Annotated in this window: 12 protein-coding genes and 2 pseudogenes; 10 read left to right on the plus strand and 4 right to left on the minus strand. The window is 53.3% G+C overall.

The genetic code is table 11. The annotated features are described in order from the left end of the window. Positions 1-85 precede the first annotated feature (85 nt). The 4 genes and pseudogenes from GHH_RS04740 to GHH_RS04750 form a co-directional block, all read right to left on the minus strand. Positions 86-1,327, minus strand: a complete 1,242-nt coding sequence (locus GHH_RS04740) for an IS4 family transposase (protein ID WP_371198499.1) — start codon at positions 1,325-1,327, stop codon at positions 86-88. A gap of 632 nt (positions 1,328-1,959) precedes the next feature. Beyond that, positions 1,960-2,055, minus strand: a pseudogene (locus tag GHH_RS19700) (ISL3 family transposase); the annotation flags it as partial. A 192-nt stretch (positions 2,056-2,247) separates the two neighbouring features. Beyond that, complete coding sequence (locus GHH_RS04745) at positions 2,248-2,928, minus strand: GNAT family N-acetyltransferase (protein WP_015374313.1); 681 nt, start codon at positions 2,926-2,928, stop codon at positions 2,248-2,250. A gap of 73 nt (positions 2,929-3,001) precedes the next feature. Beyond that, the gene (locus GHH_RS04750) at positions 3,002-3,202 is read right to left on the minus strand and encodes a YbxH family protein (RefSeq protein WP_014195319.1); all 201 of its coding nucleotides are present in this window, start codon (positions 3,200-3,202) and stop codon (positions 3,002-3,004) included. Between the two features lie 145 nt (positions 3,203-3,347). Here GHH_RS04750 and GHH_RS04755 point away from each other — a divergent pair, with 145 nt between their 5' ends. The 10 genes and pseudogenes from GHH_RS04755 (at position 3,348) to GHH_RS04800 (ending at position 16,539) form a co-directional block, all read left to right on the plus strand. Beyond that, on the plus strand, positions 3,348-5,324 hold the full coding sequence (locus tag GHH_RS04755; protein WP_015374314.1) for a methyl-accepting chemotaxis protein: 1,977 nt from the start codon (positions 3,348-3,350) through the stop codon (positions 5,322-5,324). Between the two features lie 257 nt (positions 5,325-5,581). Then, positions 5,582-8,434, plus strand: coding sequence for a 2-oxoglutarate dehydrogenase E1 component (locus GHH_RS04760; protein ID WP_015374315.1), 2,853 nt, complete (start codon positions 5,582-5,584; stop codon positions 8,432-8,434). 31 nt (positions 8,435-8,465) lie between these two features. After that, positions 8,466-9,734 carry a 2-oxoglutarate dehydrogenase complex dihydrolipoyllysine-residue succinyltransferase gene (gene odhB / locus GHH_RS04765; RefSeq protein ID WP_015374316.1) on the plus strand — a complete coding sequence of 423 codons (1,269 nt, stop codon included), beginning with the start codon at positions 8,466-8,468 and terminating at the stop codon, positions 9,732-9,734. 257 nt (positions 9,735-9,991) lie between these two features. Continuing rightward, complete coding sequence (locus GHH_RS04770) at positions 9,992-10,213, plus strand: hypothetical protein (protein WP_015374317.1); 222 nt, start codon at positions 9,992-9,994, stop codon at positions 10,211-10,213. Between the two features lie 104 nt (positions 10,214-10,317). Continuing rightward, positions 10,318-11,103 carry an SDR family oxidoreductase gene (locus tag GHH_RS04775; protein ID WP_015374318.1) on the plus strand — a complete coding sequence of 262 codons (786 nt, stop codon included), beginning with the start codon at positions 10,318-10,320 and terminating at the stop codon, positions 11,101-11,103. A 59-nt stretch (positions 11,104-11,162) separates the two neighbouring features. Then, positions 11,163-12,068, plus strand: a pseudogene (locus GHH_RS04780) (NAD(P)-dependent oxidoreductase); the annotation flags it as partial. A gap of 137 nt (positions 12,069-12,205) precedes the next feature. Further along, the gene (locus GHH_RS04785) at positions 12,206-13,417 is read left to right on the plus strand and encodes an acyl-CoA dehydrogenase (protein ID WP_015374320.1); all 1,212 of its coding nucleotides are present in this window, start codon (positions 12,206-12,208) and stop codon (positions 13,415-13,417) included. A gap of 20 nt (positions 13,418-13,437) precedes the next feature. Then, entirely contained in the window at positions 13,438-14,220 is a 783-nt protein-coding gene (locus GHH_RS04790) for an SDR family oxidoreductase (RefSeq protein ID WP_015374321.1), read from the plus strand. Positions 14,221-14,241: 21 nt separating this feature from the next. After that, complete coding sequence (locus GHH_RS04795; protein WP_015374322.1) at positions 14,242-15,861, plus strand: long-chain fatty acid--CoA ligase; 1,620 nt, start codon at positions 14,242-14,244, stop codon at positions 15,859-15,861. Between the two features lie 108 nt (positions 15,862-15,969). Beyond that, positions 15,970-16,539 (plus strand): TetR/AcrR family transcriptional regulator, encoded by a 570-nt coding sequence (locus GHH_RS04800; RefSeq protein WP_015374323.1) that lies wholly within the window; start codon positions 15,970-15,972, stop codon positions 16,537-16,539. Positions 16,540-16,625 lie beyond the last annotated feature (86 nt).

Here is a 16,625-nt window from a genome sequence, read left to right on the forward strand (position 1 = left end):
GAATGATGGGGATCACATCCATTATTGGGCATACCAAATCCCCCTCCAGAAGAGGGGTATTTGGTATTTATATCCATATCTAATTCTACCATATCTCTAATTTCGTTAAGATATCTGATGCCGTTTCTTCCCCTTTCCTTCGACCTTTCTTGGCATGTTTTCGTAACAGGGAAAGGAGAGAGAAAAGGTTGATTTCCGCCATATGCGAACGCAAAAGCAACTGGTGCCAATACGATTGGAGAAGATCGAGCGCTTTCCGTTCACTGATTTCAATGTCTTCCTTTTGATGCCAATACATCCGAGCTTGAAACAGAAACGTCTGGGTGACCAAAATGGCAATCAACGTCCCGTATAAATGGCATTCGAAACGTTCTTTTTTCATCTCCTTGACTTTCTCCAAATCAAATACGGATTTCCAGGCTTTAAACAACAATTCAATTTGCCAGCGCAGGGAATAGAGCTCATAAACCTGTTGACCATCAAACGACTCTTGTGGTAAATTCGTCAGTAAGATGTGGTATTTCTTTTGTTCGAGGGTTTGGCGTGCCAGCGCCTTCCCTTTTCTTTTTTCCTTTTTCCGCACATACGCCATCCGTTTTTGCCATTCTTCCGCCGTCAGACGGCGGAAAACCAACCGTGGAACATACAAGCGTTCATGTCCGATGTACACATGTTCCATTTCCACTGATTCCCCTTCCTCTAATTGATTCCCAAGGGATTCCCAATCCCATTCCTTCCACTGGCCATTCTCCTTGATATACACTTTCATATCGGAACGGAGCCGAGTAATATAATACGCTCCGCGGGCGTCGATCTCGGCCAGTGCGGCAACGGAGAAAAAGCCCAAATCCCGAATACATAGGTCATTCGGTAAAATCGTATGCTGGGCATGATAGGCAAAACGAGCGTCCGAGTCATTGGCCGATTGAACGCATAGCTGAAGGCAGGCGCCGGATAACAAGTCATATTCAAACTGAATTTTCACCCCCGACGAAACGGAACCTCGATAGTCTTCCCCATAGTCAGCGGGAACCAAAAAGCTGGTTGAGTCCAAAATCCGCAGGCGGGTAAAACAAGTTCGATAGGTCTCCATGGCTGACAAAAGCAATGGACGTTGATGCAGGAGGAGAAGGAAAAACACTTCTCGCAAAAATGCCACGGCCCGATCGGTAAAACGCTGATTCAAGCCTTCGCTTGAAAGGGAACAGCCATGCCAGAGCGTCAAGGCCGCACACAACCGCTGAAGCGACTGTTTGGCCAGTGAGCCATCTCCCCATGCACAGAGAGTCAGAAAGGCTTCCGCCGTTAACGAACGCTGCCGCCGGATAAAGCCTGTTTTCCGTGCGAGACGGGTTCATTCTTCGGGAGAAAAGAGTTGACGAATGGTTTGAATCCATGCTTTCATTTGTTTTTCCATGAAAAAAATCCTTTCTAACGTGGAGTGTTCGTTAGAAAGGATACCATGTTTTTGACGATGCACAAAGACCAAAATTCTTAACTTGATGGGTATGGTGATACTCCCCCTCTGCCGTCAACGCATAGCGTTGGTAGTATCCGTGACGATGCAAGGGGCGGCGGGATGGACAGTGGGGGCATTGGTTCACGTCGGGAAAATCGTTCCCTTTCCCACGATCCGTATACGTTTGAATGTCAATGCCAAAGTCGTGAAACTGGATCACACTTCCTCCCCCTCATTGAAACGAATGGAAATCTTTGTCCGAAACAATTCACAAAAAATTTAGCACATTCCTTCAGAAAAGGGGAGAGGGCTTTCTGAAAGAATGTGCAAAAAAATGGGCGTTTTGTGCTGAAATAAAATGATAATTTACAGTTGCCTCTGCGAATTCCTTTTGTGCTGCGGCCTTCGCAAAATAATCCATGCACGCAGAGGATCCATGTCAAGCCTTATAGGGTAAGATAATTTATATGGTTCATCACCAAAAGTTGTACTTGCACCTGTCATGAAAGTATGTTAGCTGTTTCTAGCCGAACCCGCAATGCAAAACGCTGGATATTTCGGTATCCGTATCCCCGACGTTTCATCAGCTTGATCTTGTAGCTCTTCACCAAAAGTTGTACTTGACTGTTTCAGATCATGTCTTGCTTACATGCATAAGGAAAATCAGTAAATCAACGATTTTCCTACATGGTGACACGAGAAAAAGCCTCGCTTGTCAAGTACACGTTGTGGTGATGAACCTTATTTTTTTGCGTTCGTTGCCGACAATTCCTGTCATTTGGTGTCTGTTAATTTTTTTTGGTCATCTGCCTAAATGGATTGCGCCATTCCATTAACACGGCATGGTTGAGCGATTCTTCGTCTTCTAAATAATTACGGACAATCGCAAGCGGCGTTCGCCCGCAACGGAGCAAAAACGTAATGACCGGATCGCTCAGCTCGCCAGCAACGACTTTGTCGATGTAGGCTTCCGGCGATAGTTCAGCCGCATGTCGATGGTAGCCAGGCATCCGCCCGCCGCCGAGCAGCCGGTCAAGGCCGAGATGGACGACGACTTCATACATCGACTGCATGAGCCATTTGCCGAGGCCGAGCTTCCGGTATGGCGGCGAGACGCAAATGTCGACGACATACAGCGTGTTTCCATCCGGGCGGTGGTTGCGGATGTAGCCGCCGTCGGTGATCTCTTCCCATGTATGATCGGCATGGGCTGGATCAAAGTCAACGATCAAGCCGGTCATCGATCCGACGATGCGCCCTTCGACTTCGACGCAAAGCGCTCCTTCGGGAAACAAGGTGACATGGTTGGTTAATTGTTCCTCGTTCCACCACAACTCCGATGGAAACGGGGGCGGAAAACTTTCTTGCTGCACGCGGATGAGATCAGCAAAGTCGTCTGTCGTATAGTTGCGGATGACCGCTTCGCGCGGGGTGTTGCCGTCAAAGACGTATAAACGTTTATCGTACATGCCGATCCCCCTTGCTTTTTTACCTTCATCATAACGGAAAACGCGAAAAAATGGCAAGAAAAGCCTCCGACAACTAACAGCGGCCGGAGGTTTTTTGCTCGACATACTCGCTCACAAGCGCTTCGATTTGCTGTTCATCGGGCTTTTCGCCGCAAAATGCAAACTCAATTTCCTCAATCAATTCACCGTCGCGATAAACGTGCAGCGCCCCTTTTTGCAGCAAGACGCTGTATTCGATCTCAAATATATAGCCCTCATGTTCAATCGCGCCCATTGTGGTTCACCTGCCTACGTTTAATGTCCCACAGGCGCGGCTCTCTATGTATGAATAAGAAGCTCATCCTATAGACGCAGGACGATTGTCCTTTTATAATGGACGTGGTTCGACAAAAAGAGGAAACAGAGGGGAGAAATAGAGAGTGTTCCGGACATTGCGCAGCAAATTGATCGTCTTGATGGCTTTATTGTTAGTGATTTCATTGGCAGCAACACAACTCGTTGGGGTTGTGCAAATGCGGAAGATGGTGGATGCTGACGTGAAACAGCGGGCGCAGACGGCGCTTGACGGACTGCTCGGCGATATTCGCGACAGTTTTCAAAGTGAGGAGAATAGCTTAGTGCAATTCAGTGAATCGCCGTTGGCTTTGCAAATGGTTCAAGATGAAAAAATGTGGCTGCAGCTTGAGAAACAGTTCCGCACGTTTTTGCGCCTGCATGAGAATGTGCAATTCATCTATATTGGCACGGAGCAGAAGAAAATGTATATATCGCCGATGACAGAGCTCCCGGACGGATACGATCCGACGAGCCGCCCGTGGTATAAAGCGGCGATGAAGCGGCCGGATGAAGTGGTGTGGACCGAACCGTACGTCGATGCGATTACCGGCAAGCACGTTGTGACGTTGGCCAAAGCGGTGAGCGAAAACGGCCGCATTGCTGGGGTCATCGGCATCGATATGACGCTCGATGCGGTGACAAGAATCGTCAATGCGAGCGACGTCGGCTATCACGGCTATCCGGTGCTGTTTGACGCGAAGGGGACGGCGGTCGTCCACCCACAATACAAGGGGAAAAACATGGCGAAAAACGCGACGGTCCGCTATATGCTCGAGCATGAAAAAGGAATGCACGAATATGAGCAAGACGGCGAACGGCGGGTGATTTACTTCACTACGATTCCAGAGCTCGGCTGGAAAGTCGGCGCTGTCTATAGAGAAAGCGATTTATCCGCGATGAGCCGCTCACTTGGGATGACGATGCTTGTCATTACGGTGATTGCGTTCATCATCGCTTTGGTCGTCGTTTATTTCTTGGCGCGCTCGATCACAAGGCCGATTGTGGCGCTGCAAGAGCAAGTCGAAAAGGCAGCGGGCGGTGACTTGACGGTGCACGCACGCATCACTGCCAAAGATGAGATCGGTCGTCTCGCCCGCCACTTCAATGACATGATCGACCATATGCGGATGCTGATCAGCGAGGTGAACCGCTCGGTCAATGAATTGGCCGTTTCGGCCGACCATTTGAGCGCTGTCTCGGAAGAAACGATGGCGACAAGCGAACAAGTGGCGAAAGCGATCGGCGAAATTGCCAAAGGAACAACCGATCAAGCAGGAAGTCTTGATACGATCAATGAGCGGACGACGACGCTGTCGCAGCAAATCGAAGCGGTCACAGGAGCGACCACTTCGATGGAATCGTTGTCAAATGAAACGAAAACGGCGAGCTACGATGGGCTTGAGCATTTAAATGTTCTGCAGCAAAAATCCGAAGAGGCGAACAACGAGCTGTCCGCCGTTGAAAACGTCATTAGCGACCTTGTGAGAAAAATGGGGGAAATCGATGACGTCATTCAAACGATTACCGCCATTTCCGGGCAGACGAACTTGCTCGCGTTAAACGCCAGCATTGAGGCGGCGCGCGCCGGCGAGCACGGCAAAGGGTTCGCCGTTGTCGCGGACGAAGTGCGGAAGCTGGCGGAACAATCGGCGAAAGCGACGGAAATGATCCGCGCAACGATCGCTGCGATTCAGCAGCAGGCCGGACTGGCGATCGAGGCGGTCGGCCGCTCGAAAGACGCTTACAACGAGCAACGGAAAGCGGTGCACACGACCGGCGATTCGTTCGTGAAAATTACGGGCATGATGGAGCAGTTGACCGACGCGCTCGCGAACATCATGGAAGAGGCGAAGCGAATGAACAGCGGCAAGGATGATGTGATCGGCGCCATGCAAAACATCGCCGCCATCGCTCAACAGTCGGCGGCAGCGGCGGAAGAAGTGGCCGCTTCCGCTGATGACCAGCTGCAGGCGCTGGCAACGGTGACCGAATCGGCGGAAACGTTAAGTGAGATGAGCCGGCAGTTGAAACAACTGGTGGAGAAGTTCAAAATTTCATAAAAGACAGAGGACGCCCTGATGGCAGCGGGGTGTTCTTTTTATCGCCTCCAGCCGAGTGTATTCGTACAGTGATAATAAGTGAAATTTTTTCAGTTTCTTCATCGATTTTAGTGAGCGATAGTGCTAAAATAAATAGTGAAAACGTTTATACCGTTATTTTGCTGTACGTTTGGGGATGCTGGCAGCGCAATGAGGACTTTTATGCATAGCTGTTGCCAGCCCAAACGATGCGAAAACAAGGTGGAGGTTTTTTCACGATGGCAAAACAGACGAACTACGCTCAACCGTGGAGCCAGTTTTACGGGCCGAACCTCGGTTATGTCATCGACATGTATGAACAGTATCTCGATGACCCGGACAGTGTCGACCCGGAACTGAAACGATTATTCGAACAGTGGGGGGCGCCGGTTGTCGAAGAGCCGGTTTCACCGGCAGACGGCGGTGTGGCACAAACACACCAAACATTTCGGCTGCCGGAAACGCCGAACGCCTTCAGCAAGCTTGTCGCCGCTGTCAAGCTGGCGGACAGCATTCGCCATTATGGCCATCTGGCTGCCGACACGAATCCGCTCGTCAAAGAAGAGAAAAAGCTGCGCCGTCTCGAGCTTGACGAGTACGATTTGACGGAAGAGGACTTAAAGCGCATTCCAGTTGCGTTCCTTTGCCCGCATGCTCCGGCCCATGTTCAAAACGGCTGGGATGCCATCTTGCACTTGCGCAAAGTTTATACCGATAAAATCGCGTTTGAATTCTCGCAAGTACATAATCTAGAAGAAAGGAACTGGCTCATCCAGCAAATTGAGTCCGGAGCGTACTATCCGAGCCTGGCGAACAAAGAGCGGGTCGCCTTGTTGCGCCGCTTGACGGAAGTCGAAGGGTTTGAAAAATTCATCCATCGGACGTACGTCGGGCAAAAGCGGTTTTCGATTGAGGGGCTTGACGCCATGGTGCCGCTTTTGGATGAGCTTGTCAGGCAGGCGATCGAACATGAAATCGATGCCGTCAACATCGGCATGGCGCACCGCGGCCGGCTGAATGTGCTGGCTCACGTGCTCGGCAAGCCGTACGAAATGATTTTTGCCGAGTTTCAGCATGCGGAAAGCAAAAATTTCATTCCGTCTGAAGGGTCAGTGGCGATCACGTACGGGTGGACGGGCGATGTCAAATACCACTTAGGAGCGGCGCGCCGCCTTCGCAATAAAAGCGCGCATACGATGCGGATCACGCTCGCCAACAACCCGAGCCATCTCGAAGTGGTCAATCCGGTTGTGCTTGGCTACACGCGCGCCGCGCAAGAAGATCGGACAAAACCAGGAGTGCCGGTGCAAAATATGGATGCGTCGTTTGCCATCTTGATTCACGGCGATGCCGCGTTCCCGGGACAAGGGATCGTCGCGGAAACGCTCAACTTAAGCCAGCTGCGCGGCTATACGACCGGCGGGACGATCCATATCATCGCCAATAACATGATCGGCTTTACGACGGAGAGTTACGATTCACGCTCGACGACGTATGCTTCCGATATGGCGAAAGGGTTTGAGGTGCCGATTGTGCACGTCAATGCCGACGACCCGGAGGCTTGTTTGGCGGCCGCATGCTTGGCGTTTGCCTACCGCCAGCGGTTTAAAAAAGACTTTGTCATTGACCTAATCGGTTACCGCCGCTTCGGTCATAATGAAATGGATGAGCCGATGGCGACGAACCCGACGATGTACGCGATCATCAACCAACATCCGACTGTGCGCAAGCTGTATGCGCAAAAATTGATGGAAAAAGGGATCATCACCGAGCGGGAAGTCGACGAAATGGAGCAAGAGGTGGCGGAACGGCTGAAAATCGCCTACGAGCGGGTGCCGAAAAACGAAGACGAACTCGATTTCATCATGGATCCGCCCAAACCGGTCGTCGATCGGCTGCCGGAAGTGAAAACGGGCGTGGCGAAAGACGTGCTCCATCGTGTGAACGAAGAATTGCTGCAGTTTCCGGACGGATTCAACGTCTTTAACAAGCTTGAGCGCATTTTAAAACGGCGAAGCGGCGTGTTTGCGCAAAACGGCAAAGTCGATTGGGCGCACGCGGAAATTTTAGCGTTTGCCACGATTTTGCAAGACGGCGTGCCGATCCGCTTGACCGGGCAAGATTCGCAGCGCGGCACGTTTGCGCAGCGCCATTTGGTGCTCCATGACGTGAAAACCGGAGAAGAGTATGTGCCGCTTCACCATATCAGCGGCGCCAAAGCGTCGTTTGTCGTGTACAACAGCCCGCTGACGGAAGCTGCTGTGCTCGGCTATGAATACGGCTACAACGTTTACGCGCCGGAGACGCTCGTGCTTTGGGAAGCGCAATTTGGCGACTTCGCCAACATGGCGCAAGTGATGTTTGATCAATTCATTTCATCCGGCCGGGCGAAATGGGGGCAAAAATCTGGGCTTGTCATGCTCTTGCCGCACGGCTACGAAGGGCAGGGCCCGGAACATTCAAGCGGCCGCGTCGAGCGCTTTTTGCAGCTGGCGGCGGAAAACAACTGGACGGTCGCCAACTTATCGACGGCCGCGCAATATTTCCATATTTTGCGGCGGCAGGCGGCGCTGTTGACAAGGGAAGAAGTTCGCCCGCTCATCATTATGACGCCAAAAAGCTTGCTCCGCCATCCGCTGGCAGCGTCGGATGCGGAAGCGTTCGTTGACGGTGCGTTCTCGCCGGTGCTGGAACAGCCGGGATTGGGCGCTGACGCTGGCAAAGTGGAACGCATCGTGTTTGGCACCGGAAAATTGATGATCGATTTGGCGGAACAAATCGGCAAAATGGAAGGTCTTGACTGGCTGCATATCGTGCGCATTGAAGAGCTGTATCCGTTCCCGGAAGAAGCGGTGAAAGACATCATCGCCCGCTATCCGAACGTCAAAGAGCTCGTCTGGGTGCAAGAAGAACCGAAAAACATGGGGGCATGGCTGTATATGGAACCGCGCCTGCGGGCGTTGGCTCCAGAGGGTGTCGATGTCAGTTACATTGGGCGGCGCCGGCGGGCCAGCCCGGCGGAAGGCGATCCGGTCGTCCACCGAAAAGAGCAGGAGCGCATCATCCGCTGTGCATTGACGAAGCATGAATGATGACTACGGAACATTTGAGGAGGGCATCAACGTGGCTGAGATCAAAGTCCCAGAGTTAGCAGAATCCATCACGGAGGGAACGATCGCCCAATGGCTGAAAAAACCGGGCGACTACGTGGAAAAAGGAGAATCGATTTGCGAGCTGGAAACGGATAAAGTGAACGTGGAAATTATGGCGGAAGAATCGGGTGTTTTGCAACAGCTGCTTGCCAATGAAGGCGATACGGTTGCGGTCGGTCAAGCGATCGCCATTATCGGAGAAGGAGCGGCGTCGGCACCGCCTGCACCAGAGAAGGCGCCGCAGCTGGCCGAGGAACCAAAACCGGCTGTGCCGGTCGACCGTGCTGAGCAGCCAGCGCCGCAGCCGGTTGCGGTTGCCCAAGCGCCAGGCCAACGACCGATTGCTTCGCCGGCTGCTCGGAAAATGGCGCGTGAAAAAGGGATCGACTTGACGCAAGTGCCGACCGTTGATCCGCTTGGACGCGTGCGCAAACAAGACGTCGCCTCGTTTGCCGCCCAGCCGGCCGCCGCTCCGCAGCCGGCGCCGCAAGCCGCGCCGACGTCGACGCCGGCCGCCGTTCCAACCGCTGAGGCCGGCAAGCCGGTCATCCGCGAAAAAATGTCGCGCCGTCGGCAAACGATCGCCAAACGGCTGCTGGAAGTGACGCAAACGACCGCGATGTTGACGACATTTAACGAAATTGACATGTCGGCGGTCATCGATTTGCGCAAGCGGAAAAAAGATAAATTTTTCGAAGAGCATGACGTCCGCCTTGGCTTTATGTCGTTTTTCGTCAAAGCGGCTGTCGCGGCGCTGAAAAAATATCCGTACGTCAACGCGGAGATCCAAGGCGATGAGATTTTGCTGAAAAAATATTACGATATCGGCGTTGCCGTATCGACGGATGAAGGGCTTGTCGTTCCGGTTGTGCGCGACTGCGACCGGAAAAACTTCGCCGAAATTGAGCGCGACATTGCCGAATTGGCGGCGAAAGCACGCAGCAATAAGTTGTCGCTTGCCGATTTGCAAGGCGGCACGTTTACGATCACAAACGGCGGCGTCTTCGGCTCGCTTCTGTCGACTCCGCTTCTCAACGGCCCGCAAGTCGGCATTTTAGGGATGCATTCGATCAAACTGCGCCCGGTCGCCATCGACGAAGAGCGGATCGAAAACCGGCCGATGATGTACGTTGCTTTGTCGTACGACCATCGCATTATCGATGGCAAAGAGGCCGTCGGGTTCTTGAAAACGGTGAAAGACTTGATCGAAAATCCGGAAGACTTATTGTTGGAAAGCTAACCAAGGCAGGAACGGGGGGTGTCCCAAAAGGATCGGGACACCCTCTTTCGTTTCTATATATACACCGACCGCTTCTTCCGCACTATATTTTGTGTCTATACTGAAGACAGACAGCCTTTTGGGTCAGCCCCTTTTTTGGAAAAGAACAAAAAGAAAAGTGCAGTCACCTGTTTTTGAAGGAAAGCGCGATTCGGAACCGAAAAGGCATGATTGCGCGATGCGGTGGTACACTACAAGCAAAAAGGAGGGAACCATTGATGCCGGAACGCGGACGAAACGACCATCCACATTCCTTTCACCGCGACGGCGCCCGCGAAAGCATCATCAACGATGCAACTGCCGACGGCGCCAAGGCAATCGGTGTACGGATTGACGCCGATCCGATGCGGGCGGCCAACCCCGACCCGTTTCACGTCGACTCCCTTGCTGTCGAGGAAGGAATGAAGCGGTTTCGCTCTCTCATGGAAGGAAAAAAGTGATTCGCCCAGCGGATCGCTTTTTTCGTGAACGAAAAAAGAAGGAAAACGGCGAACAAACGCGAATATTGTTTACTTGATATGACTATTTTTCGGGGGGGATGGCAATGGAGTACGGATTAGCCGGAAAAACGGCGCTGGTCGCCGCCTCAAGCCAAGGGCTCGGCAAAGCGGTCGCCCGGGCGCTTGTGCTCGAAGGAGCGAACGTGATGATCACGAGCCGGAACGAAGAAAAGCTGCAGGAAGCAGCCGAGGAGTTGAATGGGCTGCATAAGGGACGCGTCGCCTACACGCGTGCAGATGTGACGAAGGCGGAAGACATCCGCCAGCTGGTCGCCAAAACGGTCGAAACGTTTGGGACGATCGATTTGCTCGTCAACAACGCCGGCGGCCCTCCGGCGGGAACGTTTGAAACGGTGAGCGACGAAGACTGGCAATATGCGTTTGAGCTCAATTTATTGAGCTACATTCGGCTGATTCGTGAAGCGCTGCCATATTTAAAGAAAAACGGCGGCAAAATTGTCAACATCGCTTCGTCATCGATCAAAGAACCGATTCCGGGCTTGATTTTGTCGAACACGTTTCGCACCGGGATTGTCGGGCTGACGAAAACGTTGGCGACGGAATTCGCGCGGGACAACATTTTGATCAACACCGTCGCTCCCGGGCGGATTGCGACAGAACGCGTCGCCTTTTTAGATAAGGTGAACGCCGAAAAGCTTGGCATTACAAAAGAGGAAATGGAAGCGCGCATGAAAAGCGCCATTCCGCTCGGCCGCTACGGGACGCCGGAAGAATTTGCGAACGTCGTCGTCTTTCTATTGTCCGAAGCGAACTCGTACGTCACCGGACAAGCGTTGATCGTCGACGGCGGCATGGTCAAAGCGATTTAACGATTTTCGAAAGAAGCCTCCGCTGCTAAGCGAAGCGCAGGTGGTGGGCAGATCGCTGGGCGCTTGCGGCCAAACGGACAAGAAGGGAGAGGACAGCGTTGAAAACGATCGGGTTTATCGGCCTTGGCGTCATGGGAAAAAGCATGGCGCGCCATTTGCTGAAGGCGGGCTATCCGCTTCTCGTCTATACACGCACAAAAGAAAAGGCGGAAGACTTGCTTCAGGAAGGGGCGGTTTGGAAGGAAACGGTCGCTGATTTGGCGCGGGAGGCGGATGTCGTCATCACGATGGTCGGCTATCCTCACGATGTCGAGCAAGTGTATTTCGGCGAAGGCGGCATTTTGGAGAATGCGCGGCCGGGAACGTATGTCATCGATATGACGACGTCAACGCCGACGCTTGCAAAGTCCATTTATGAAGCAGCCAAGCAAAAAGGGATTCACGCGTTGGACGCCCCGGTGTCCGGCGGTGACATCGGTGCGCGCGAAGGAACGTTGACGATTATGGTCGGCGGTGATGAGGACGTCTTTTTGGCGTGCAAGCCGATTCTCGAGCGGCTTGGCACGAACATCGTGCGGCAAGGAGGAGCTGGAGCCGGCCAGCATACGAAAATGTGCAACCAAATTGCCATCGCCACCAATATGATCGGCGTTTGCGAGGCCATGGCGTATGCGAAGCGGGCTGGTCTTGATCCATTCAAAGTGTTGGAAAGCATCGCCAAAGGGGCGGCGGGCAGCTGGTCGCTGAGCAACTTGGCGCCGCGCATGTTGTCAGGCGATTTTGCTCCGGGGTTTTACATCAAGCATTTCATTAAAGATATGAAAATTGCGCTTGAGGAAGCCGAGCGGATGAACTTGCCGCTGCCAGGGCTGGCGCTCGCCAAACAAATGTATGAGGAGCTGGCGCAAGCCGGTGAGGAAAACAGCGGCACGCAAGCATTGTACAAACGCTATATCAGACAGTGACATGGGGGGCGGATTCGTCCTCTCTTTTTTTGAATGTGAGATATATTTATCAAAAAATATTGAATATTTCTTTTGGTCGAGGTATAGTAGAAATAAAGGGCACATACTAACCGGTTAGTATACAGGGAGGGGATGACATGGACTTTTCCTATTCGCCGAAAGTCCAAGAGTTGATCAAAAAATTAAGCGCTTTCATGGAAGAGTACATTTATCCGAACGAAAGGGTGTATGAGGAGCAGCTGAACGCCCAAGAGTCAAGATGGTCAGGGGTGCCGCCCATCATCGAAGAGCTGAAGGAAAAAGCGAAAAAAGAAGGGCTCTGGAACTTGTTTTTGCCGGACAGCGAATACGGAGCCGGCTTAACGAACGTCGAATACGCGCCGCTTTGCGAAATTATGGGCCGTTCGCTCATCGCTCCGGAAGTGTTCAACTGCAATGCGCCGGATACCGGCAACATGGAAGTACTCGTCCGCTATGGAACAGAAGAACAAAAGCGGAAATGGCTCATCCCGCTCTTGAACGGAGAAATCCGCTCCTGCTTTTCGATGACCGAACCGGACGTCGCGTCAAGCGATGCGACGAACATTCGCGCTTCCATCGTCCGCGACGGGGACGAATACGTCATCAACGGGCGGAAATGGTGGTCGTCCGGCGCCGGCGACCCGCGCTGCAAAGTCGCCATTGTGATGGGGAAAACGAATCCGGATGCCCCGAAGCATGAGCAGCAGTCGATGATCATCGTTCCGCTTGATACGCCGGGGGTGAAAATCGAACGGATGCTGCCGGTGTTCGGTTTTGACCATGCGCCGCACGGGCATGCGGAGATTACGTATGACAACGTGCGAGTGCCGAAAGAGAACATCATTTGGGGAGAAGGGAAAGGATTTGCCATCGCCCAAGGGCGGCTTGGACCGGGGCGAATCCATCATTGCATGCGCTTGATTGGAGCGGCGGAGCGGGCGCTTGAGCTTATGTGCCGGCGCGTGCAGTCGCGGGTCGCGTTCGGCAAGCGGCTTGCGGACCATGGCGTCATTCGCGATTGGATCGCTCAGTCGCGCATTGAGATCGAGCAGGCGCGCCTGTTGACAATGAAGGCAGCGTACATGATGGATACGGTCGGCAACAAAGCGGCGCGCAAAGAAATTGCCATGATTAAAGTTGTCGCTCCGAATGTCGCCTTAAAAGTGATCGACCGCGCCATTCAGGCGTTCGGCGCCGCCGGGGTGAGCAACGATTTTCCGCTTGCTGCCATGTGGGCGAACTCGCGCACGCTTCGGTTGGCCGACGGGCCGGATGAGGTGCATAAAGAGCAAGTAGCCAAGCTTGAGTTGCGTCCATATGAACAATAAAGGGAGAGGAAGTGGCGTTTATGCATGTGTTGGACTTGTTTAAAATCGAAGGAAAAACCGCCATCGTCACCGGCGGCGGGCGCGGGCTCGGCGAGCAAATCGCCGTCGGCCTCGCCGAAGCGGGGGCGAACGTTGTCGTCTGCTCGCGCAAAGTGGAGGCGTGCGAGCAAGTGAAAGAAAAGTTGGAACAGCTGGGCGTCCGTTCATTGGCGCTAAAGTGTGATGTGACGAACCCGGATGATGTCCAACATGTCGTCGAAACGACGGTGAAGGAGTTTGGCGGCATCGATATTTTGGTGAACAACAGCGGAGCGACGTGGGGAGCGCCGGTCGAAGAGATGCCGCTTGAAGCATGGCAAAAGGTGATGAACGTCAATGTAACCGGCACGTTTCTCATGAGCCAGGCGGCCGGCAAGGTGATGATTGAGAAGCAAACGGGCGGCGCCATCATCAACATCGCTTCCGTCGCCGGCCTTGGCGGCACGCACCCGGACATTTTAAATACGATCGGCTACAACACGAGCAAAGGGGCGGTCATTACGTTTACGAGGGACCTAGCAGCCAAATGGGGGAAGCACGGCATTCGCGTCAACGCGGTGGCTCCGGGCTTTTTCCCGACGAAAATGTCAAAAGTCGTTCTTGAACGCGTTGGGAAAAAAGTGCTCGAGCATACGCCGCTCGGCCGCTTTGGCGGCGAAGATGACTTGAAAGGGGCCGTCTTGTTTCTCGCTTCCCCGGCGTCCGCCTTTGTCACGGGCGCGCTCCTCGTCGTTGACGGCGGCAGCCATGCGACCGGCATTTAATTAAAAAAGGGGGAAACGCAAATGGGCGAAAAACGGGCGTTGTCTCTTTATCCGGAACACATTTCGTTCTATATGGATATTCCCGACAAAACGGTATGCGATGTACTGCATGAACGAGCGGCGGAATTCGGCTCCCAGCCGGCGCTGACATTTTACGACAAGACGATCACCTATGCCGAGCTTGAGGCGGCGGTCAACCGTTTCACCTCAAGCCTGCAGGCGCGCGGCGTGCAAAAAGGCGACCGCGTCGCAATCATGCTGCCGAACTGCCCGCAATATGTCATCGCTTACTATGGCATTTTGCAGGCGGGCGCGATCGTCACACAAGTGAACCCGATGCTTGTTGAGCGCGAACTTGCCTATTTGCTCAAAGACTCCGGCGCCAAGATGATTGTCATTTATGAACCGCTTTATCCGCGCCTTGCCGCCGTCAGAGGGGAGACAGCCGTCAAGCAGGCGGTCACCGTCAGCCTTGGGGCGCCGTCGTCCGTTGCGCTGGCTGAAGGAGATGTCACGTTTGACGAATTTCTTGCCGCAGGAAGCGGAGTGGTGCGCCCGGTGCCGATCGAGCCGATGCACGACGTTGCTGTATTGCAATATACGGGAGGGACGACGGGGCGCTCCAAAGGAGCGATGCTCACCCACCGCAACATTTTCGCCAACGTCTTGCAATGCGCCGAATTTTTCAAAGGGACATTTGAGTTCGGGAAAGAGCGATATTTAACCGTCATCCCGTTGTTCCACGTGTTCGCGATGACGTCGGGAATGAACTTGGCCATTTACCAAGGAGCGGAAAACATTTTGCTGCCGCGCTTTGAGCTGAAAGAAGTGTTGGAGACAATTCGCGACAAGCAACCAACCGTGTTTCCAGGCGTGCCGACGATGTATGTCGCGATTACCAATACGCCGGGTGTCGAGCAGTACGGCATCAGCAGCATCAAAACGTGCAACAGCGGCAGCGCACCGATGCCGCTTGAATTGATGCGCGACTTCGAGGCGAAAACGGGAGCGGTTGTCCTTGAAGGATACGGCTTGTCTGAAGCCTCGCCGGTGACGCATTGCAATCCGCCGTTTGCGGCTCGCAAGCCGGGCACGGTCGGCATCGGCATGCCGCTGACTGAGTACAAAGTCGTCGATGTGGCGACTGGCACGCAAGAGTTGCCGCCAGGAGAAGTCGGCGAGCTGATTATCCGTGGACCGCAAGTGATGAAAGGCTATTGGAACATGCCGGAAGAAACGGCCGTGGCGCTGCGTGACGGATGGCTGTACACTGGCGATTTGGCTTCGATTGACGAGGAAGGGTATGTGACGATTGTCGACCGGAAAAAAGATCTGATCATCGCCGGCGGCTATAACATTTATCCGCGTGAAATCGAAGAAGTGTTGTACGAACATCCAGCGGTGAAAGAGGCGGCGGCGGTTGGCGTGCCTGATCCGTATCGCGGTGAAACGGTGAAGGCGATCATTGTGTTAAAAGACGGACAACAGGCAAGCGAAGAAGACATTCTTGCCCATTGCCGAAAAAACTTAGCGGCGTACAAAGTGCCGCGCATTGTCGAGTTCCGTGCCGAACTGCCGAAGACGAACGTCGGGAAAATTTTGCGCCGCGCCTTGCGTGAAGAAGCATCCCGCTCGCAATAACGGCGCGGCTTTCGGCCAAGTCCGAAGCAGGCTTGGCTGTTTTATGGTACAATAGCTGGCAGCGACTACATTTTAGGCAAGAGGTGTAAAAACGTGAAGGAGAAAATTATGGCTGCCAGCATTGAGCTGTTTGAACAAAACGGCTTCAGCGAAACATCGATCCAAGACATCGTTGACGCCCTCGGGGTGACAAAAGGGACGTTTTATTACTATTTTACAAGCAAAGAAGAACTGTTGATGGATATTCACCTTCGCTACATTGAATGGCTGCTGGACGAAGAGGAGCGGATTATAAGCGATACACAGCGCTCGGTGCGGGAACGACTGTATGACATCGTCTTCATGCTCATCCATAATGTCGAACGGCAGGGACGGGAAGCGCGTATTTTTTTTCGTGAAATGAAGCATTTGAATGAAGAGCATTTACAGAAAGTAAAAGAAAAGCGCGATTTGTTCCGCTATCGGCTGCAGTCGTTGATTGAGGAAGGAATGAAAAGCGGTGAACTGCGCTGCGATTTGTCACCATCGATCGCCACGCTTACCGTTCTTGGGGCGGCCAATTGGAGCTACCAATGGTTTCGTCCGGACGGCGAGCTGACCGATGCCGAGGTGGCGAAGCAGATGGTGGAGATCCTGCTTGATGGCATGAGCGCGCCGTCTGTCTCGAAAGCCGAGTGAAAAGAGAGACAAACAAGTTTGATCCGAGGTGTGTCGATGGATGCTGTTCGTGCGGCGGCAATGGCGCGCTTGAATTGTTGACCAAG

Source organism: Geobacillus sp. GHH01 (assembly GCF_000336445.1).
GTDB classification, from domain to species: domain Bacteria; phylum Bacillota; class Bacilli; order Bacillales; family Anoxybacillaceae; genus Geobacillus; species Geobacillus zalihae.

Coding starts and splice junctions, on each gene's coding strand:
- GHH_RS04775 (WP_015374318.1), top strand. CDS start 10,318: ATGGAGTACGGATTAGCCGGAAAAACGGCGCTGGTCGCCGCCTCAAGC.
- GHH_RS04790 (WP_015374321.1), top strand. CDS start 13,438: ATGCATGTGTTGGACTTGTTTAAAATCGAAGGAAAAACCGCCATCGTC.
- GHH_RS04785 (WP_015374320.1), top strand. CDS start 12,206: ATGGACTTTTCCTATTCGCCGAAAGTCCAAGAGTTGATCAAAAAATTA.
- GHH_RS04760 (WP_015374315.1), top strand. CDS start 5,582: ATGGCAAAACAGACGAACTACGCTCAACCGTGGAGCCAGTTTTACGGG.
- GHH_RS04800 (WP_015374323.1), top strand. CDS start 15,970: ATGGCTGCCAGCATTGAGCTGTTTGAACAAAACGGCTTCAGCGAAACA.
- GHH_RS04750 (WP_014195319.1), bottom strand. CDS start 3,202: ATGGGCGCGATTGAACATGAGGGCTATATATTTGAGATCGAATACAGC.
- GHH_RS04795 (WP_015374322.1), top strand. CDS start 14,242: ATGGGCGAAAAACGGGCGTTGTCTCTTTATCCGGAACACATTTCGTTC.
- GHH_RS04745 (WP_015374313.1), bottom strand. CDS start 2,928: ATGTACGATAAACGTTTATACGTCTTTGACGGCAACACCCCGCGCGAA.
- GHH_RS04770 (WP_015374317.1), top strand. CDS start 9,992: ATGCCGGAACGCGGACGAAACGACCATCCACATTCCTTTCACCGCGAC.